Genomic DNA, 19,769 nt, shown 5'->3' on the forward strand with positions numbered 1-19,769 from the left:
GCTGGATATGGTAGATGAAAAGAAAATCGCCCTCAACCCGGCTTATGAGCTGTCTTTCCTCAAAAAAGAGGAACAGCGGGACTTGCTGGACGCGATGGACAGCGAACAGGCTACCCCCTCTCTATCCCAGGCCCAGCGGCTCAAGAAATACAGCCAGGAGGGACATCTGACCCTTGATATGATGCGCGTCATCATGGGTGAGGAAAAGAAAAGTGATCTCGACAAAGTGACTTTCACCTCCGACACCCTGCGGAAGTATTTCCCCAAAAGCTATACGCCCCAGCGGATGCAGGAAACTATCATCAAGCTGCTGGAGGCATGGCAGAAAAAGCGCCAGAGAGACCAGGAACGATGAAAGGAGCCGCCTATGAGGGATTTTTCAGCCCGTGAGCTGAAAGGACACAACATTCTCGCCGTGGAGCGTTTTCAGGACAACACCCGCTGGATGATCGAGTTTTCCGTTCAGCGTCCCAGTTCTTACGGTAGCCCCGGTGATGAAATGCGGCTGTTTCTCACAGAGGACGGGTATCAGGCCGCTCTCCTGAGTCAGCAGCGCCGGGAAATCAAAATCAAGCGGTATGCCCATGTGATCGAGGGCCATGTCCTCGACTTCAAGCCTAAAAGAAAGCATCACCCTTGATATGTTGTATGTTGGAAGAAATAGACCATTGCGAGATTGGGGGGATATATATGCACGCAGTTGAAGATTTGGAAAACACACTGAAGGATATCTTTATAACTACTGAATCGACTTACAACCAGCAAGTCGAACTGGAAAACCTTTTGGAAGAAGTTGATCCGCGGTCTCTTATTCGTATCATCTGGGAAAACTCCGAGACCATATACTCTTTTCGCACTGAAAAAAACAGAGAGCAGTGCATGGAGTATTGTGAATCAGAGCTTTTCAAGAAGTGGGTAACGCTTCTATATTCTGAAAATGGTTCCGGTAGCCCAATTGATGCTCAAACGATAAATCTTTGGCTATTACATGATGCAGGATTTCTTATCACCGCTGATTTTTATCTCGCCTTGGATGGCAATGAGTATGTTACAGAGTGTCGCCTCTATAAAGGGGTCAATTGGGAATGTAGTGAAGTCAGTTCGCAGTTAGATGCATTGATTGCCGATCTCGACAAAACGGTCAGAGGTGTTTCAGAGGATGATGTATTTTATGACCTGTAACACGATTAAATACGAACGGCAAGGCAGGTGATATAGCATGGCTGTTTTTCGTGTGGAACGCACAGGTGATTACACCGTCATGAGTAACTTCCATCTGAAAGATAAACGGTTGTCGTTGAAAGCGAAAGGACTGCTTTCTCAGATGCTGTCTTTGCCGGACGATTGGGACTACACCTTATCTGGTCTTTGTTTTATCAACCGGGAAAGCAAAGACGCCATTCGTTCTGCAATCAACGAACTGGAACGTGCGGGGTATATCCGACGCAGGCAGACTATAGATGCCACCGGAAAATTTGGGGCCAATGAATACAGCATCTATGAGCGCCCCATTACAGATGTTCCGTCATCGGAAAATCCGACAACGGAAAAACCGATAACGAAGAAACCGTTGCCGGAAAATCCGACACAATTAAATACTAAGAAATCAAGTACCCAAAAACAAAATACTCATAGAGCAAGTACCGATTCTATTCCCTTCCGGGAGCCAGCGGCAGCACAGCTGCCGGAACGGAAAGGAAGGGATGCGATGTCTGTCTCGGAGATGGAAAGTTATCGGGATTTGATTCTGGAGAACATCGAGTATGACCACCTGTGCCGGGAGTTTACCACCTACCGGGAGGACCTGGACGAGATTGTGGAGCTGATGGTGGAGACCGTCTGCGCCAAGCGGAAAACCACCCGGATCGCTGGCAGCGACTTTCCCCATGAGGTGGTCCGCTCCCGGTTTTTGAAGCTGGACTGCTCCCACATCGAGTTTGTCATGGAGTGCCTGCGGAACAATACCACCGAAATCCGCAACATGAAGCAGTATCTGCTTGCGGTGCTGTTCAATGCGCCGACCACGATCAGCAACCACTACACCGCACAGGTCAACCACGATATGTACGCAGGCGGCTGGTAAACAGCCGCTTTTCTGCTGCCCGGACGCACCGGGAGAAAGGATTTTGCCATGAAACGCCCCCTTGCTTACATTACGGCTCCCTGGAGCAACAGCCAGTATGAGAACGCCGAGAACGCTGCAGCCTACTGCCGTCAGGTGTACGACGCCGGGTATTCGCCCATCTGCCCGGTGCTGTTCCTGCCCTCCTTCCTCAAGGACGAGATCCCCCAGGAACACAAGGACGGGCTGGATATGGCGCGGGACTACCTGCGCCGATCCCATGTGCTGGTGGTCTGCGGCCACGGTATCGACGAGACCGTGAAGAATGACATCGCCACCGCCGAGCGCCTGCGGATCACCGCTACCACCCTGGACGGTATCCTGACCGTGAAGGGGCAGGGGCGCGGGAAAGGAGGTGCGCGCCATGCCTGAGCGTAAGACCGTGGGCCAGCTGATGGAGGAAATGCGCCTCAAAGCCGGGGCACAGAACTATCACGGCCATGAGTACATGGATTTGGAGCGGTTTGCCGAGGACACCCGGCACATGATTATCTTCGATGTGCTGACCCACGATTCCCCGGTTGGCTGGAAAGGCGAACGGACCCGCCTGTTTCTGACGGAGGCCGGATACCAGAAAAGCCTGGAGAACCAGGAAAAGGGCCACATCAAGATTCTCAGCCATGCCAAGGTGCGCCAGGGCCACCTGTACTATGACCACCCCGGCCAGCTTCGCTGAAAGGAGCCTGCCATGCTGAAATACCTGCTGCGGCGGCTGGTGGTCCCGCCTTAGTATCAAGCGCCACCCCTGCAAAATCCGTGGATAGGAGGCGAGAAAAATGCAGGAGGAAGTGGAAAACAGGACTTTGACGCTGGTAGTCAGCGGAACAAAGTTCACCGGGCGGCTGCTGAAAGCCGCCATCACCAAGTACCTTGCCCACCGCAAGGAAAAGAAGCTGCAAAAGCAGAAAAGCCGGGATGCGCCCGTGATTCCCCACGGCAAGCAGACAGTGAAGCAGCTGATCGGCCAGAATCAGGGCGTTTCCAACATCGAGATCACCGACCCCTCCATCAAGGAGTTTGAAAAGATCGCCCGGAAATACGGCGTTGACTATGCGGTGAAGAAGGACCGCAGTAGCTCCCCGCCCAAATACCTGATCTTTTTCAAGGGCCGGGACGCGGATGCCCTGACTGCCGCCTTTACCGAGTACACCGGCAAAAAGGTCAGGAAGGCGGAGAAATCCGAGCGCCCGTCCGTGCTGGCAAAGCTGAGCCAGTTCAAGGCGTTGGTGAAACACGCCGTCGTGGATCGGAACAAGCGAAAGGAGCTGGAACGATGAAAAAGCAGCTTGACATCAAAAAGCTCCTTTTGCTGAACCTGCCATATATCCTGATGGGGCTGTTCGCCACCAACTTCGGGGAGGCGTGGCGGATGGCTGTGGGTGCGGACGCTTCGGCAAAAATGCTCTCGTTCTTCTCCACCCTGCCGGTGGCGCTGGCCAGCTGGTGGCCCAGCCTGCACCCCCTGGACCTGCTGGTGGGGCTGTGCTGCGGCGCTGGCCTGCGGCTGGCGGTCTATCTCAAAAGCAAGAACGCCAAGAAGTATCGCCACGGCATGGAGTACGGGTCCGCACGATGGAGTGCATAATCTTAAGTGTAAAGAACTCTACATGGACGCACAGGAGGATATGCACATGAATGATTACAACAAAATCACAGCCCTTTACTCCCGCCTTTCCGTAGGCGACGAGGACAGGGACGGCGGCGAAAGCAACTCCATACAGAACCAGAAGAAGTTTTTGGAAAGCTACGCCAGACAGCTAAAATTGACGAATATCCGGCACTACATTGACGACGATGAAAGCGGCAGATTTTTCGACCGCTCCGCCTACTCCCGCATGATAGAGGACGTAGAAAACGGTAAAATCGGCGTGTGTATTATGAAAGACATGACCCGCTGGGGGCGCGACTATCTCCAAGTCGGCAACGCTATGGAGATATTCAGACGGAACAATGTGCGCTTTATCGCGGTCAACAACGGGATAGACAGCGAGAAGCCCGACACATTGGAGTTTGCGCCCTTTATCAACATCATGTCGGAGTGGTACGCAAAGGACATCAGCAAGAAAGTAAAGACCGGCATTAAGACGAAGGGCATGAGTGGAAAGCCGATTGCCACCGAAGCTCTCTATGGCTATGTCAAATCCCCGGACAACAAGGATTTTTGGATAATCGACGAGGAAGCCGCCGGAGTTGTCCGTTTGATTTTTCGCCTGTTTCTGGACGGGAAAAACCGCAACCAAATCGCCGTATATCTGACGCAGGCGCAAATCCCAACGCCCACATTCTACATGAAAGAGCGCGGGCGGGGAACGTGCAAAAACAGGGCGCTCAATGAGGATAACCGTTACAAGTGGAACAAAGCCACTTTGACCCATATCCTTACACGGCAGGAGTATTGCGGCGATGTAGTCAACTTCAAGACTACAAAGCATTTCCGGGACAAGCGGAACCACTATGTAGACCGGAGCCAATGGCAGATAACCGAAAATGTGCATGAGCCGATTATTGACCGCGCCGACTTTGAAACCGCACAGCGGATTTTGGAAAACGCGCCCGTCAGACGCCCCAACGGGGACGGGGAAATCCACCCTTTGTCGGGCTTGCTTTTCTGTAAGGATTGCGGCGCAAAAATGCACATCCGCATAGATTACAGAAACGGCGGCAAGCGGCACGTTGCCTATTGCAGCGAGTACCACAAGGGAAAAGCCAAAAACCCCAAATGCCATTCCCCGCACATCATTGACGCGGACTTGCTCATGCAGACCGTCGCGGAAGTGCTGAAGAAAATCGAGGACTATTCTATCAGCAACCGGGCGGAGTTTGAAGCCTTAGTGAAAAAGAACCTTGCCATGCAGCAGACCGACCAGACCAAAAAGCAGCAGAAGCGTATCCCACAAATCACGACGCGCCTTGAACAGATCGACAAGGTGCTGAACAAGCTCTATGAGGACAACGCCCTCGGCACTATCCCGCAAGACCGCTACGAGCAAATGTCGCAGAAGTATTCAGAAGAATACTACGCATTGAAAACGGAGCTTTCCATACTCCAAGAGCAGCTATCCGCTTATGAGAACGCGGGAGGACGGGCGCAGAAGTTTTTGAAGCTGACGGAACGCCATGCCGCCTTTACTGACCTCACCCCCGCCATTCTCAACGAGTTTATCAGCAGGATTGAAGTGCATGAGCGCGACCAGAAAAGGGCGAGATACGCAATCCAGCACATCAGCATATATTTCAACTATATCGGCAGATTTGAGAACGAAGTAACGCAGCTTGCAGAGCCGACAGAGCAGGAAATCCGGCAAATGCGGGAAGAAATCGAAGAAGCCAAAAAGGAAAAGAGCCGCGCCTACCACCGGAAGTATTCAAGGGAGTACCGGGCGCGAAACCTTGAAAAGCAGCGGGAGTATGAGCGTATCAAGGCGCGGGAATACCGGGCAAGGAGAAAGGCGCAGACCGCCGCCGCACAGCCCGCACAGTAAAACAGAATAACCGACAACCAAGAGGGATTTTCCGGCTACGGGAAGTCCCTCTTTTGTGCCCGGAGAAAGGAGCTGCCTATGGCAGAACAGACCCCCGACAGTATCATCACGACGCAGAGAAACGGGCAGACTATTGTTGCGGAGTTATTTTTCAATCACAGCAGCACAGAAACATTCCGCGACAAGCTGCTCAAGACGATACTTGCCGACAGTTCGTGTTTATCTGCGTCTGACGGTCAAGAGCCGGAAAAATCGGAAATCTTGCGATAACAGCCGCCCCGACGATACATTCCACGTCCGGGCGGTTTTTATCGTCAAAAACGCCGTTTTCTCCAAGTCAAGAGCCGGAGAAAACACCCGAAAAATGCCCCTATTGCGTAACAGGGGCACAGAAAGGAGTTTGCATGAGAACAGGGCTTACCAAGCAGGAAAAGACCACCGATATTTGGTTTGACGAGAAAGACCCCCTTATCCATATCCGCACCCACAACACCGCCTTGAAAAAGCGTCTGCTTGCATACAGCCGCCGTTATCCGGCGATCTGCCAGCAGACTGACGCAGACCCGGAAACGGGCTGCATGGAGTTTGACATTGAGAAAGGCCGCTTCTCTTTCCGTCTGACCGCCCCATACAGCGAGGAACGGCGGGCGGTATGCCAGAGAGAGCAACGTCGCCGACAGGCTGAAATAGAGTTGAAATGTTCATAGTTTTGTGCTATACTTTTTCTAAAAGCAGAGTAATACTGCGGAATTGATTGGAGGACAACACAATGGTTACATTTATGAGATTAAGATAAAACCGCGAGTTATGTTGCGGTTATCCGTATTGCATAACTCGCTTATTGAAGCAGAGATGTAATTACGGAGGAAAAACAAATGAATAATAATTTATCACGCTTTGCAGACAGCAAGGTTTATTTTCAATGCCCAATTTGCACAAAATCAATGGATATACAAGGCAATAGCCTAATTTGTAGACATGGACATTGCTTTGATATTTCAAGATATGGGTATGTAAATTTGTTGTTAAAATCATCGCCCAAAACCAACTACAGCAAGCGGTCTTTTGACAACCGGCACCAAATTTTGGAGTATGGCATGTATGATGTTGTGTTGGAGAAAATCATACAGTTTATTTCTGATACGCCATCTATAAGAAACATTTTAGATGTTGGTTGCGGCGAGGGTTTCTATGCAAGGCAGATACAGCAAAGAACAGAACGAAACATCTTTGCCTTTGACTTGTCAAGGGAGGCAATACAGATTGCATCAAAAAAAGACAAGCGCAAAGCAGTGAAGTGGTTTGTTACTGACTTATCAAAAATCCCTTTGAAAGACGGAAGTATGGATTGTATTTTAGACATATTTTCGCCTGCACACTACAAAGAATTTCAGCGATTGCTATCTCCTAACGGATATGTTGTGAAAGTAATTCCTACGAAAAATCATTTGAGGGAAATCAGGACTAAAGTGCAAGCACACTTGAAAAATCCAGATTATTCAAATGAGTCTGTCGTTGAATATTTTGAGAAATATCTTAAAACCATTTCAAGAGAAACGGTTTCAGCCACCGTACAGTTGTCATCAGAACAAAGAATGTCGTTTATTGAAATGACGCCGCTTCTCTTTTGCGTTGAAAAAGATTGCGTTGATTGGCGTACTCTCACACATTTGACAATCGAAGCTGATGTTTTAATAGGAATGTATTAAAGGGCGTATTGATATTTAATATTCCCATTTATTGAGCAGAACGGAGTAAACCAAACACCCTAATCAAAAGGACAGCCGAGGAAATCGACTGTCCTTTTTCTATGCCGACAGGTAGAAAGGAGTGACCACCCATGACGAAACCGAGAGAAAAAAAACGCGAGGAATTGCAAGCCGAGATTGAGGACGGGAAGAAGAAAATCCGGCAGCTTGAAAATCGGGAAAAGGTGTTGCGGCAAAAGTTATCCCAAGAGGAACGCCGGACGCGCAGCCACCGGCTGGTCGTCCGAGGCGCAGTCTTTGAGAGCATTGTGCCGGAAGCCAAGACCATGACCGATGAGGAAGCCGCCGCCTTTCTCCGGCTTGCCCTGACGAGCGAGGAAGCGCGGGCTTATCTGAAAAAACGCACCGAGGGCGGGAAAAGCGAATAATCCCTTTGGAACAAAGGGCGCACTTATACACCCTTGCGGGCGTGTGCGCTCTGCCGAGGGCGTATCTCCGCACAGGGAACTTTCCCCGCGCTCCGATATGGCGGCTTTGCCGCAACAAGGGGCTGCACCCCTTGCGCCGCTTACGCGGCTATCCCTGCACACCCACAAAAACAGTACACCCGCCGTTGGCGTCTGTACCATTTTTGCGGGTTTGGTTATCCTATCCGGGAGGTGATACCCATAGCCATTTACCATTGTAACATCGGCATTGTGAGCCGAGGAAAAGGCAAGTCAGCCGTTGCCGCAGCCGCCTATCGAAGCGGCGAGAAAATCACAAACGAGTGGGACGGAATGACCCATGACTACACCCGCAAGCGCGGCGTTGTCCATACGGAAATCCTACTGCCGCCCCATGCCCCGCCCTCTTTCTCTGACCGTTCAACCTTGTGGAACAGCGTGGAGCTTTACGAGAAAGCCGGGAACGCCCAGCTTGCCAGAGAGATTGACGCAGCACTCCCCATAGAATTATCCAGAGAGGAACAGATCCGGCTTGTCCGTGAATACTGTTCCTCTCAATTTGTTTCAAGAGGAATGTGCGTTGATTTTGCCATTCACGACACCGACAGCGGCAACCCCCATTGTCATATCATGCTTACCATGCGCCCCCTTGACGAGCGCGGCGCATGGGCGGCGAAGTCCAAAAAGGAATATGACCTTGACGAGAACGGCGAGCGCATACGCTTACCAAGCGGCAGATACAAGACACACAAAGTTGACCTCACAGGCTGGAACGACAAGGGCAACGCGCTTTTATGGCGCAAGGCATGGGCGGATATTTCAAACGCCTACCTTGAACGCGCCGGACACCCGGAGCGTATCGACTACCGCAGCAACGCCGAGCGCGGCATTGACGAGCTGCCCACCGTCCACATGGGCGTAGCGGCCTGTCAAATGGAGAAGAAAGGCATAGCCACCGAGAAAGGCGAGCTGAACCGGAATATCCGAAAGGCAAACCGCCTTATCCGGGAAATCAGGGCGCAGATTGGAAAGCTCAAAGAATGGATTGGCGAACTGTTCAAGGCGCGGGAAACCGCCCCGGAGCAGCCCCCGCAATCCCCCGGCCTTGCAAATCTGCTGATGAAGTATTTAAGCGTTCAGAGAGAAAAGAGCCGGAAGTATTCGCAGAGTTGGCAAAGGCAGCACGCCGCCGATGAACTGAAAACCGTTGCAAAGGCGGTCAACTATCTTTCCGAGCATGGTATTTCTACCCTTGCGGAGCTGGACGCTGCCCTTTCCTCTGTCAGCGACCAAGCCGACGCTATCCGGGAGGGCATGAAAACCGCCGAGAAGCGCATGAAAGAATTGCAGAAATTGATTGAATACGGGAAGAACTACACCGAGTACAAGCCCATTCACGACGAGCTGAAAAAGCTGAAAAATGGCTGGACGAGCAAGCGTGACAAGTACGAGGAAGCCCACCGCGCCGAGCTTACGCTATGGAACGCAGCGAGCCGCTATCTCCATGCAAATCTGCCGAAAGGGACAAAGACCTTGCCTATCTCTGAATGGGAAAAAGAGTACGCCACTCTCAGCGGGCAGAGAACAGCGGAATATACCAAGCTGAAAGAAACCCGCGCCGAGGTTGCCGAGCTGCACAATATCCGCAAGTGCGTTGATATTGCACTGAAAGCCGACCAGCCGGAGCAGACCCGCGCCAAGCGGCACGACTTAGAACGATGAATGGAGTTGAGATTTTTGTACTACACCCAAGAACAGATAGACCGGGCGAATCAAGCCGACCTTGTTTCTTTCCTGCAATCACAGGGCGAGCAGCTTACCCGCGCCGGGAATGAATACCGCTGGAAACGGCACGACAGCTTGACCGTCCGGGGAAACAAATGGTACAGGCACAGCCAGAGCAAGGGCGGCGGCCCCGTTGATTTTGTTATAGAGTTTTTCGGCAAGAGCTTCACCGAAGCCGTGGAACTTCTCACAGGAGAAAAGGGAGCCGCACCGCCGCCGGACAGACCTTGCCCCGCGTCCCTTTCCGACTTCCGGCTACCACCCCCAAACAGCGACAACCGAACAGCGAGGAACTACCTCACAGCAGCCCGCCGCATTGATGAAGATGTGACGGGCTTTTTCTTTGCCCGCGGCGATATTTACGAGGACGCAGCCCACCACAACGCCGTATTTGTGGGGCGGGACGAGGACGGAATACCGCGCTACGCCCACAGCAAGGGAACGGCGGGAAACTTCCGGCTCGATGTGAAAGGCAGCGACAAAGCCTTTAATTTCTGTTACCGGGGCGAGGGCGACAGGCTTTTTGCCTTTGAAGCCCCCGTTGACCTGCTCTCTTTCCTCTGCCTGTTCAAAAAGGAATGGCAGAAGCAGAGCTATTTGTCATTGGGCGGCGTGGGAGAAAAAGCCCTATTGCGTTTCCTTTCTGACCGTCCGAACATCAAGACCGTTTACCTCTGCCTTGACAGCGACCAAGCCGGAAACGACGCTTGTAGCCGCCTTGCGGAGCTTGTGCCGGAGGGCTTGACCGTCCACCGCCTTGTGCCGCTGTTTAAGGACTGGAACGAGGTATTGCAGCACCGGGCAGAAATCACAGACGGGAAGTATATCCAGGAAGCAGTTTACGGCCTGAAAGAGCCGCCGCAGGAAGAAACCGTCGAGATTATCCGCATGAGCGAGGTTGACACGCAGACCGTTGAATGGCTATGGGAGCCGTATATCCCTTTCGGGAAAGTAACCATTGTGCAAGGCAACCCCGGCGAGGGCAAGACCACCTTTGCCCTACGCCTTGCCGCTGCCTGCACCACCGGGGGAACGCTGCCGGGAATGAAGCCCCTGCCGCCATTCCAAGTGATTTACCAGACCGCCGAGGACGGGCTGGGCGATACCGTCAAGCCCCGCTTGATAGAAGCCGAAGCCGACCTTGACCGCGTGCTTGTGATTGATGAAGCCAAGCGGGAGCTTACCCTCTCCGACGAGCGCATAGAAAAGGCAATCACGCAGAACGGGGCGCGGTTGATTATCCTTGACCCAATACAGGCGTACATGGGCGAAAAGACCGACATGAACCGGGCAAACGAAGTGCGCCCCATGTTCCGCCGTCTTGCCGATGTTGCCGAGCGTACCGGGTGCGCCGTTATCCTTATCGGACACTTGAACAAAGCTGCCGGAGGGCAGAGCGCATACCGGGGCTTAGGTTCTATCGACTTCCGCGCCGCAGCAAGGAGCGTCCTGCTGATCGGGCGCGTGAAGCGGGAGCCGAATGTGCGTGTTATCGTCCATGACAAATCTTCCCTGGCGCCGGAGGGCAAGCCCGTTGCCTTTTGCCTTGACCCGGAAACAGGCTTTTCATGGATTATAGCCTTTGTGAAGACACTCTTTAATGAATACCATCGTGAGCAATGCTCGGAAAGGAGGACAGCGTAAATGAAAACCATCTATCGTCGGATTGTGCCGCCTTAGCTTCGGCAGCAGTCCCCATAATCATTCCAACGAAAGGAGGTAAACGCCGCAATGCAGGATGAAGTCAACACCAAAGTTGTTGCAATCATGATCAAGGGCGGAAAAATCTCAGCCGAGGTGCTGAAAAAGGCACTGGACAAGTTCGTGCAGGAGATTGAGAAGGCGCAGAAGCAGATGCAGCAGCCAAAAAACTATCGCGGCAAGCAGTCCATCAAGCATCTGATGAGCCAGAACGCCGCCATCTCCAACATCGAAGTGACAGACGGCAACATCAAGTCCTTTGAACGAACAGCCAATAAATACGGTCTGGACTTTGCGCTCAAGAAGGACATTTCCGTTGAACCGCCCAGCTATCTTGTCTTCTTCAAGGGACGGGACGTTGATGTCATGACCGCCGCCTTCAAGGAGTTTTCCGCCAAGACGGTCAAGCAGAAGGAACAGCCGTCCATCCGGCATAAGCTGGATCAGGAGAAAGCCCAGAGCAAGGCGCAGCACAAGGAGAAGGTCAAGGTCAAAACCAAGGATCGGGGTGTGGAGCTGTGAGCAAACCCGATGTGAAGAAGCTCATTCTTCTGAACCTTCCGTATGTTTTCGCCTTCTACTTTGCGGATAAGATTGCTGCCGTGTTTCGTCTCGCTCCCGGCACGGAGTTCATCGACAAGCTGACAAACGGCTTTGCTGTATTCGGCACTGCCTTTGCAAACCCGCTTCCCAGCTTTCATCCCATCGATCTGCTCATCGGTCTGATTGCCGGCGCGTTGCTCAAGCTGGCGGTCTACGTCAAAGGCAAGAACCGCAAAAAGTTCCGGCAGGGCGAAGAATACGGATCTGCACGATGGAGTGCATAATTTTAAGTGTAAATGACACATACATGGACGCACAGGAGGTTATGCACATGACTGATTATAGCAAAATTACAGCCCTTTACTCCCGCCTTTCCGTAGGCGACGAGGACAGGGACGGCGGCGAGAGCAACAGCATACAGAACCAAAAAATATTTTTGGAGAACTATGCCAGAGGGCAGCACCTAACCAATATCCGGCACTACATCGACGATGACGAAAGCGGCAGGTTTTTTGACCGTTCCGCCTACTCCCGCATGATGGACGATGTGGAAAACGGGAAAATCGGTGTCTGCATTATGAAAGACCTTACCCGCTGGGGGCGTGACTATCTCCAAGTCGGCAACGCTATGGAGATATTCAGACGGAACAACGTGCGCTTTATCGCGGTCAACAACGGCATTGACAGCGAGAAGCCCGACACATTGGAGTTTGCGCCCTTTATCAATATCATGTCGGAGTGGTATGCAAAGGACATCAGCAAGAAAGTGAAAACGGGCATTAAGACCAAGGGCATGAGTGGAAAGCCGATTGTCACCGAAGCCCCTTACGGCTATGTCAAAGACCCGTACAACAAGGATTTTTGGATAATCGACGAAGAAGCCGCCGAGGTTGTCCGTTTGATTTTCCGTCTGTTTATCGGCGGGAAAAACCGCAACCAAATCGCCGTATATCTGACACAGGAGCAAATCCCAACCCCCACTTTCTATATGAAAGACCGAGGGCGGGGAACCTGTAAAAATAAGACGCTCAACGAGGATAACCGCTGCAAGTGGAACAAAGCCACCTTGACCAATATCCTCACACGGCAGGAGTATTGCGGCGATGTGGTCAACTTCAAGACTACAAAGCATTTCCGGGATAAACATAACCACTATGTAGACCGGAGCCAGTGGCACATCACAGAAAATGTGCATGAGCCGATTATCAGCCGCAGCGATTTTGAAACCGTACAGCGGATTTTGGAAAACGCACCCGTCAGACGCCCCAACGGGGACGGGGAAATCCACCCTTTATCAGGCTTACTTTTCTGTAAGGACTGCGGCGCAAAAATGCACATTCGTATAGATTACCGGAACGGCGGCAAGCGGCACGTTGCTTTTTGCAGCGAGTACCACAAGGGAAAAGCCAAGAACCCCAAATGCCATTCACCGCACATCATGGACGCGGACTTGCTCATGCAGACCATCGCGGAAGTGCTGAAGAAAATCGAGGACTATTCTATCAGCAATCGGGCGGAGTTTGAAGCATTAGTGAAAAAGAACCTTGCCATGCAGCAGACCGACCAGACCAAAAAGCAGCAGAAGCGTATCCCGCAAATCACGACGCGCCTTGAACAGATTGACAAGGTGCTGAATAAGCTCTATGAGGACAACGCCCTCGGCACGATCCCGCAAGACCGCTATGAGCAGATGTCGCAGAAGTATTCAGAAGAATACTACGCGCTGAAAGCGGAGCTTGCCACGCTCCAAGAGCAGCTATCCGCTTATGAGAACGCGGGAGGACGGGCGCAGAAGTTTTTGAAGCTGACGGAACGCCATGCCGCCTTTACCGACCTCACCCCCGCCATTCTCAACGAGTTTATCAGCCGGATTGAAGTGCATGAGCGCGACCAGAAAAGGGCGAGATACGCAATCCAGCACATCAGCATATATTTCAACTATATCGGCAGGTTCGAGAACGAAGTAACACAGCTTGCAGAGCCGACCGAGCAGGAAATCCGGCAAATGCGGGAGGAAATCGAAGAAGCCAAAAAGGAAAAGAGCCGCGCCTACCACCGCAACTATTCAAGGGAATACCGGGCGAGAAATCTTGAAAAGCAACGGGAGTATGACCGCATGAAAGCGCGGGAATACCGGGCAAGGCGAAAGGCGCAGGCAGCCGCCGCACAGCCCGCACAGTAAAACAGAATAACCGTCAACCAAGAGGGATTTTCCGAACTACGGGAAATCCCTCTTTTGCGCCCAAAGAAAGGAGCCGCCTATGGCAGAACAGACCCCCGACAGTATCATCACGACCCAGAGGAACGGGCAGACCATTGTTGCGGAGTTGTTTTTCAATCACAGCAGCACAGAAACATTCCGCGACAAGCTGCTCAAACTGGTGCTTGCCGACAGTTCGCGTTTATCCGCGTCTGACGGTCAAGAGCCGGAAAAAACAGAAATCTTGCGATAACAGCCGCCCCGACGATACACTCCCCGTCCGGGCGGTTTCTATTTGAAAATCCTCATTTTCCCCAAGTCAAGAGCCGGGAAAAACACCCGAAAAATGCCCCTATTGCGTAACAGGGGCGCAGAAAGGAGAGTTTATGAGAACAGGGCTTACGAAGCAGGAAAAGACCACCGATATTTGGTTTGATGAGAAAGACCCGCTAATCCATATCCGCACCCACAACACCGACTTAAAGAAGCGGCTTGCCGCCTACGCCGGACAGCACCCCGACCAGTGCTGCCAGACCGACGCAGACCCGGACACGGGCTGCATGGAGTTTGTGATCCGCAAGGGGCGTTTCTCCTTCCGTCTGACCGCCCCATACAGCGAGAAACGGCGGGAAGCAGCGCGAAGGTATGCCAGAGAAAATAATGCCGCTGACAGGTTGAAATGAGGTAGATTTGTTCACAGTTTTGTGCTATACTTTAGCCAAGCAACGGAGCGACAAATCGGTGTTTGGAGGAAAGAAGATGTGCTTGGATGAATTAAGAAGTAATATAGCAATTAAGCAGAAAAAAGGATTGCCGTTTATATGTGCCTCTATAATTATATGGTTATTGATACTAATTGTAATATTGTTGGACTTGCCACAAAATACAGAGAATTTGCTTGTGCTTTGTTGCTCATGCCCGTTATTACCGATTTCTTGGGCGATTGGTAAAATATTAAAGGTTGATATCTTTGATAAAAGCAATCCGCTCGGTAATGTAGGATTTCTATTTACCTGTAATCAGTTTTTGTATTTATTGATTGTAATGTGGGTATTTAATGCTGTACCCGATAAAATGGTAATGGTCTATGCAATGGTATTTGGTGCACATTTATTGCCATATTCGTGGTTATATAAGTCGATAAGCTATCGGATATTCGCAATTATCATCCCTGTTTTATCACTTGTTATAGGGTGTATTTTTTCTGCACTTTTTATTGCACTCACGCTTATCTTGGTTGAATGTATATTTGCTGCTGCTTTGTTTGCAGAGTTGGGCAGATTCACTAACAAGTAAACATCAACTTCCAGTTTATCGGGCAGATAACGCCTACTCAATAACAGAATACACCAACTGAGAGCAGCTATTTTCACACAAGAAAACGGCTGCTCTTTTCGTTTGCCTATGATTAGAAAGGAGCGACCAACCATGACAAAGCCAAGAGAGAAAACCCGCGAAGAACTGCAAGCCGAGATTGAGGACGGAAAGAAGAAAATTCGGCAGTTTGAGAACCGAGAAAAGATGTTGCGTCAGAAGCTATCCAAAGAGGAACGCAGAACGCGCAGCCACCGCCTTATTGTCCGGGGCGCAGTCTTTGAAAGCATTGTGCCGGAAGCAAAGAACATGACCGACGAGGAAGCCACAGCACTTCTCCGGCTTGCCTTGACGAGTGAACCAGCGCGGGAATATCTGAAAAAACGAGCCGAGGGAGCGACAAGCTGAAAATCCCTTAGGAAATAAGGGCGCACTTATACACCCTAACGGGCGTGTGCGCTCTGCCGAGGGCTTTATCTCCGCACAGGGAGATTTCCCCGCGCTACGATATGGCGGCTTTGCCGCAACAAGGGGCTGCACCCCTTGCGCCGCTTCGCGGCTATCCCTGCACACCCACAAAAACAGTACACCCGCCGTTGGCGTCTGTACCATTTTTGCGGGTTTTGTTATCCTATCCGGGAGGTGATACCCATAGCCATTTACCATTGTAACATCGGCATTGTGAGCCGAGGAAAAGGCAAGTCAGCCGTTGCCGCAGCCGCCTATCGAAGCGGCGAGAAAATCACAAACGAGTGGGACGGAATGACCCATGACTACACCCGCAAGCGCGGCGTTGTCCATACGGAAATCCTACTGCCGCCCCATGCGCCACCCTCATTCTCTGACCGTTCAACCTTGTGGAACAGCGTGGAGCTTTACGAGAAAGCCGGGAACGCCCAGCTTGCCAGAGAGATTGACGCGGCACTCCCCATAGAATTATCCAGAGAGGAACAGATCCGGCTTGTCCGGGAATACTGTTCCTCTCAATTTGTTTCCAGAGGAATGTGTGTGGATTTTGCTATCCATGACACCGACAGCGGCAACCCCCATTGTCATATCATGCTGACTATGCGCCCCCTTGACGAGCGCGGCGCGTGGACAGCGAAATCCAAAAAGGAATATGACCTTGATGAAAACGGCGAGCGTATCCGCTTGCCAAGCGGCAGATACAAGACGCACAAAATTGACCTTACAGGCTGGAACGACAAGGACAACACCCTCTTGTGGCGCAAGGCATGGGCTGACTATACCAACGACTTTTTGGAGAGAAACGGAAGCCCGGAGCGTATCGACCACCGCAGCAACGCCGAGAGAGGAATTGACGAGCTGCCCACCGTCCACATGGGCGTGGCGGCTTGCCAGATGGAGAAGAAAGGTATCGCCACCGAGAAAGGCGAACTGAACCGCAGTATCCAAAAGGCAAACCGCCTTATCCGGGAAATCTGGGCGCAGATTGGCAAGCTCAAGGAATGGATTGCCGACCTGTTCAAAGCGCGGGAAACCGCTCCAGAACAGCCGCCGCAATCTCCCAACCTTGCAAATCTGCTGATGAAGTATTTGAGCGTTCAGAGAGAAAAGAGCCAGAAGTATTCGCAGAGTTGGCAGCACCAACACGCAACCGATGAATTGAAAACCATAGCGGCAGCGGTCAACTATCTCTCCGAGCATGGCATCTCTAATCTTGACGAGCTGGACGCTTCTCTTTCCTCTGTCAGCGATAAAGCCTATTCAATCCGGGAGGGAATGAAAACCGCCGAGCAGCGCATGAAAGAACTGCAAAAGCTTATTGAGTACGGCAGAAATTATCAAACCTACAAGCCCATACAGGACGAGTACCGACAAATCCGCTGGAAAGGAAAACAGGAGAAGTTTGCGGAAGCCCGCCGCGCCGAGCTTACCCTATGGGACGCGGCAAACCGCTATCTCCATGCCCATTTGCCGGAGGGCGTGAAAACCCTGCCGATCTCCGCGTGGGAGAAAGAATATACCGCCATCAAAACACAGAGGGACAGCGATTATACCAAACTGAAAGATACCCGCGCCGAGGTTGCCGAGCTTCAAAAAATCCGCAAATGCGTGGATATTGCACTCCGTGCCGACCAGCCGGAGCAGACACAGAACCGCACCAAGCGGCAGGAACAGGAGCGATAAAGAAAAGGACGGGCAAGCTGTCCGGCTTGTCCGTCCAGCTTATTGTCTGCTTAAAGTCATTTTTTGATTTCTTCCCCGCAATGGGGGCAATATTTTCCGTTTGTTAGTATTGCTTTTCCACAATGAGGACATCTGTTATTAAACAGTCTGTAAATTGAACCGGCTAATATGATAATAAAACAAACAAGCCCAACATAAATTCCTGCTTTGATTTCGTAATTGCCATCTAACAGTGATAGCCCCACAATTCCCCAATCAACGAAAAACACAATAACTGCGATGACCCATATCGCACACAATACTTTCTTCATGCAACCGCCCTCCACAAATCCTTTATATTTATTTTACTCGGAAACTATGAACAATTCAATCATAGAAAGCGAGGTATCAGTCATGTACTACACCCAAGAACAGATAGACCGGGCGAACCAAGCCGACCTTGTTTTGTTCCTGCAATCGCAGGGGGAACCGCTGGAACGAGCCGGACAGGAATACCGATGGAAACGGCACGACAGCTTGACCGTCCGGGGCAACAAGTGGTATCGCCACAGCCAGAGCAAGGGCGGCGGCCCCGTTGATTTTGTCATGGAATTTTTCGGCAAGAGCTTTACCGAAGCCGTGGAACTTCTCACAGGAGAAAAGGGAGCCGCACCGCCGCCGGATAGACCAAGCTCCGCGCCCCTCTCCGACTTCCGGCTACCGCCCCGCAGCCCCGACAACCGAACAGCGAGGAACTACCTCACAGCCGCCCGCCGCATTGATGAAGATGTGACGGGCTTTTTCTTTTCCACCGGGGATATTTACGAAGAAGCCGCCCACCACAACGCCGTATTTGTCGGCAGAGATGAAAACGGCATACCGCGATATGCCCACCAGCGCGGCACAGCCGGGAGCTTCCGGCTTGATGTGAAAGGCAGCGACAAAGCCTTTAATTTCTGCTATCGCGGCGAGGGCGAAAGATTGTTTGTCTTTGAAGCCCCCATTGACCTTTTATCTTTCCTCTGTCTGTTCAAAAAGGACTGGCAGAAGCAAAGCTATCTGGCGTTGGGCGGTGTGGGCGAGAAAGCCCTTTTGCGCTTCCTCTCTGACCGCCCGAACATCACGACGGTTTATCTCTGCCTTGACAGCGACCAAGCCGGAAACGACGCTTGCAGCCGCCTTGTGAAACTCATGCCGGAGGGCTTGACCGCCCACCGCCTTATCCCTCTTTTCAAGGATTGGAACGAGGTGTTGCAGCACCGGGCAGAAATCACAGACGGGAAGTATTTGCGGGAAGCAATTTATGGCTTGAAAGAGCCGCCGCAGGAAGAAACCGTCGAGATTATCCGCATGAGCGAGGTTGACACGCAGACCGTTGAATGGCTATGGGAGCCGTATATCCCCTTTGGGAAAGTAACCATTGTGCAAGGCAACCCCGGCGAGGGCAAGACCACCTTTGCCCTACGCCTTGCCGCCGCCTGCACCACTGGGGGAACGCTGCCGGGAATGAAGCCCTTGCCGCCATTCCAAGTGATTTACCAGACCGCCGAGGACGGGCTGGGCGATACCGTCAAGCCCCGCTTGATAGAAGCCGAAGCCGACCTTGACCGCGTGCTTGTCATTGATGAAGCCAAGCGGGAGCTTACCCTCTCCGACGAGCGTATTGAAAAGGCAATCACGCAGAACGGGGCGCGGTTGATTATCCTTGACCCCATACAGGCGTACATGGGCGAAAAGACCGATATGAACAGGGCAAACGAAGTGCGCCCCATGTTCCGCCGCCTTGCCGATGTTGCCGAGCGTACCGGGTGCGCCGTTATCCTTATCGGACATCTCAACAAAGCTGCCGGAGGGCAGAGCGCATACCGGGGCTTAGGTTCTATCGACTTCCGCGCCGCAGCAAGGAGCGTCCTGCTGATCGGGCGCGTGAAGCGGGAGCCGAATGTGCGCGTTATCGTCCATGACAAATCTTCCCTTGCGCCGGAGGGCAAGCCCGTTGCCTTTTGCCTTGACCCGGAAACGGGCTTTTCATGGATAGGCGAATACGACATCACCGCCGACGAGCTGCTGTCCGGCGCGGGTGGGAACACCGCCACCAAGACCGAACAAGCCGAGAAGCTGATACTTGACCTGCTTGCAGACGGGAAAGAGCTTGCCAGCGAGGACATTGTAAAGGCCGCAGCCGAAGCCGGAATATCCGAGAGGACAGTACAGAACGCCAAGCGCAACATGGGCGGCATTTTAGGCGCAAGGCGTGTCGGCGGTCAATGGTACAACTTCATCAAGAAGAAGCAGCCACCCGAACCCGCAAGCTGAAAGTGCAAAACGCAGACCCTT

21 protein-coding genes and 4 pseudogenes are annotated in these 19,769 nt (G+C 52.1%); 24 read left to right on the top strand and 1 reads right to left on the bottom strand.

Going from position 1 to position 19,769, the window contains the following annotated elements:
* From ACTQ3V_RS09750 to mobQ (ACTQ3V_RS09860), 23 genes and pseudogenes are all read left to right on the top strand, one after another.
* Window positions 1-355 (top strand): annotated as a pseudogene (locus ACTQ3V_RS09750) (ParB/RepB/Spo0J family partition protein); the annotation flags it as partial.
* Window positions 356-367: 12 nt separating this feature from the next.
* Window positions 368-640, top strand: coding sequence for a DUF5720 family protein (locus ACTQ3V_RS09755; protein ID WP_441467343.1), 273 nt, complete (start codon window positions 368-370; stop codon window positions 638-640).
* Window positions 641-690: 50 nt separating this feature from the next.
* The gene (locus ACTQ3V_RS09760) at window positions 691-1,182 is read left to right on the top strand and encodes a hypothetical protein (RefSeq protein ID WP_441467344.1); all 492 of its coding nucleotides are present in this window, start codon (window positions 691-693) and stop codon (window positions 1,180-1,182) included.
* A gap of 37 nt (window positions 1,183-1,219) precedes the next feature.
* Window positions 1,220-2,083 carry a DUF6017 domain-containing protein gene (locus tag ACTQ3V_RS09765; RefSeq protein ID WP_441467345.1) on the top strand — a complete coding sequence of 288 codons (864 nt, stop codon included), beginning with the start codon at window positions 1,220-1,222 and terminating at the stop codon, window positions 2,081-2,083.
* A 48-nt stretch (window positions 2,084-2,131) separates the two neighbouring features.
* On the top strand, window positions 2,132-2,494 hold the full coding sequence (locus ACTQ3V_RS09770; RefSeq protein ID WP_117484158.1) for a DUF7768 domain-containing protein: 363 nt from the start codon (window positions 2,132-2,134) through the stop codon (window positions 2,492-2,494).
* Window positions 2,487-2,798 carry a DUF5720 family protein gene (locus ACTQ3V_RS09775; RefSeq protein ID WP_441467346.1) on the top strand — a complete coding sequence of 104 codons (312 nt, stop codon included), beginning with the start codon at window positions 2,487-2,489 and terminating at the stop codon, window positions 2,796-2,798. Before ACTQ3V_RS09770 ends, ACTQ3V_RS09775 begins: the two co-directional genes overlap by 8 nt.
* Window positions 2,799-2,898: 100 nt before the next feature.
* Window positions 2,899-3,399, top strand: a complete 501-nt coding sequence (locus tag ACTQ3V_RS09780) for a PcfB family protein (RefSeq protein WP_441467347.1) — start codon at window positions 2,899-2,901, stop codon at window positions 3,397-3,399.
* Window positions 3,396-3,698, top strand: a pseudogene (locus ACTQ3V_RS09785) (VirD4-like conjugal transfer protein, CD1115 family); the annotation flags it as partial. The gene ACTQ3V_RS09780 and the pseudogene ACTQ3V_RS09785, both read left to right, overlap by 4 nt.
* A gap of 31 nt (window positions 3,699-3,729) precedes the next feature.
* Window positions 3,730-5,604: a recombinase family protein gene (locus tag ACTQ3V_RS09790; protein ID WP_038286029.1), complete on the top strand. Its 1,875-nt coding sequence runs from the start codon at window positions 3,730-3,732 to the stop codon at window positions 5,602-5,604.
* Window positions 5,605-5,682: 78 nt separating this feature from the next.
* On the top strand, window positions 5,683-5,874 hold the full coding sequence (locus ACTQ3V_RS09795) for a transposon-encoded TnpW family protein (protein ID WP_002592869.1): 192 nt from the start codon (window positions 5,683-5,685) through the stop codon (window positions 5,872-5,874).
* A 134-nt stretch (window positions 5,875-6,008) separates the two neighbouring features.
* Entirely contained in the window at window positions 6,009-6,311 is a 303-nt protein-coding gene (locus ACTQ3V_RS09800) for a hypothetical protein (RefSeq protein ID WP_002584970.1), read from the top strand.
* 168 nt (window positions 6,312-6,479) lie between these two features.
* Entirely contained in the window at window positions 6,480-7,313 is an 834-nt protein-coding gene (locus ACTQ3V_RS09805; RefSeq protein WP_002584969.1) for a methyltransferase domain-containing protein, read from the top strand.
* 131 nt (window positions 7,314-7,444) lie between these two features.
* Window positions 7,445-7,741 carry a DUF3847 domain-containing protein gene (locus ACTQ3V_RS09810; RefSeq protein ID WP_002592867.1) on the top strand — a complete coding sequence of 99 codons (297 nt, stop codon included), beginning with the start codon at window positions 7,445-7,447 and terminating at the stop codon, window positions 7,739-7,741.
* 231 nt (window positions 7,742-7,972) lie between these two features.
* Window positions 7,973-9,481 carry a MobQ family relaxase gene (mobQ, locus tag ACTQ3V_RS09815; protein ID WP_038286028.1) on the top strand — a complete coding sequence of 503 codons (1,509 nt, stop codon included), beginning with the start codon at window positions 7,973-7,975 and terminating at the stop codon, window positions 9,479-9,481.
* A 15-nt stretch (window positions 9,482-9,496) separates the two neighbouring features.
* Window positions 9,497-11,119, top strand: a pseudogene (locus ACTQ3V_RS09820) (AAA family ATPase); the annotation flags it as partial.
* 156 nt (window positions 11,120-11,275) lie between these two features.
* The gene (locus ACTQ3V_RS09825; protein WP_441467348.1) at window positions 11,276-11,767 is read left to right on the top strand and encodes a PcfB family protein; all 492 of its coding nucleotides are present in this window, start codon (window positions 11,276-11,278) and stop codon (window positions 11,765-11,767) included.
* A pseudogene (locus ACTQ3V_RS09830) lies at window positions 11,764-12,063 on the top strand (VirD4-like conjugal transfer protein, CD1115 family); the annotation flags it as partial. The gene ACTQ3V_RS09825 and the pseudogene ACTQ3V_RS09830, both read left to right, overlap by 4 nt.
* Before the next feature lie 32 nt (window positions 12,064-12,095).
* Window positions 12,096-13,970, top strand: coding sequence for a recombinase family protein (locus tag ACTQ3V_RS09835; protein WP_441467369.1), 1,875 nt, complete (start codon window positions 12,096-12,098; stop codon window positions 13,968-13,970).
* Between the two features lie 79 nt (window positions 13,971-14,049).
* Complete coding sequence (locus ACTQ3V_RS09840; protein ID WP_006060444.1) at window positions 14,050-14,241, top strand: transposon-encoded TnpW family protein; 192 nt, start codon at window positions 14,050-14,052, stop codon at window positions 14,239-14,241.
* A gap of 133 nt (window positions 14,242-14,374) precedes the next feature.
* Window positions 14,375-14,671: a hypothetical protein gene (locus ACTQ3V_RS09845; protein WP_441364572.1), complete on the top strand. Its 297-nt coding sequence runs from the start codon at window positions 14,375-14,377 to the stop codon at window positions 14,669-14,671.
* A gap of 76 nt (window positions 14,672-14,747) precedes the next feature.
* Window positions 14,748-15,284 carry a DUF7010 family protein gene (locus tag ACTQ3V_RS09850; protein ID WP_441364573.1) on the top strand — a complete coding sequence of 179 codons (537 nt, stop codon included), beginning with the start codon at window positions 14,748-14,750 and terminating at the stop codon, window positions 15,282-15,284.
* A 132-nt stretch (window positions 15,285-15,416) separates the two neighbouring features.
* On the top strand, window positions 15,417-15,710 hold the full coding sequence (locus ACTQ3V_RS09855) for a DUF3847 domain-containing protein (protein ID WP_112091127.1): 294 nt from the start codon (window positions 15,417-15,419) through the stop codon (window positions 15,708-15,710).
* A gap of 273 nt (window positions 15,711-15,983) precedes the next feature.
* Window positions 15,984-17,453, top strand: coding sequence for a MobQ family relaxase (gene mobQ, locus ACTQ3V_RS09860; protein WP_441364574.1), 1,470 nt, complete (start codon window positions 15,984-15,986; stop codon window positions 17,451-17,453).
* Between the two features lie 56 nt (window positions 17,454-17,509).
* On the opposite strand, the gene ACTQ3V_RS09865 is transcribed toward mobQ (ACTQ3V_RS09860), so the two are convergent.
* The gene (locus ACTQ3V_RS09865; protein ID WP_441364575.1) at window positions 17,510-17,764 is read right to left on the bottom strand and encodes a zinc-ribbon domain-containing protein; all 255 of its coding nucleotides are present in this window, start codon (window positions 17,762-17,764) and stop codon (window positions 17,510-17,512) included.
* Between the two features lie 82 nt (window positions 17,765-17,846).
* Between ACTQ3V_RS09865 and ACTQ3V_RS09870 the strand changes: the two genes are divergently transcribed.
* The gene (locus ACTQ3V_RS09870) at window positions 17,847-19,748 is read left to right on the top strand and encodes an AAA family ATPase (protein ID WP_441467349.1); all 1,902 of its coding nucleotides are present in this window, start codon (window positions 17,847-17,849) and stop codon (window positions 19,746-19,748) included.
* Window positions 19,749-19,769: the final 21 nt, after the last annotated feature.

This window comes from Candidatus Agathobaculum pullicola, from assembly GCF_052117205.1.
In the GTDB taxonomy this organism is placed as follows: domain Bacteria; phylum Bacillota; class Clostridia; order Oscillospirales; family Butyricicoccaceae; genus Agathobaculum; species Agathobaculum pullicola.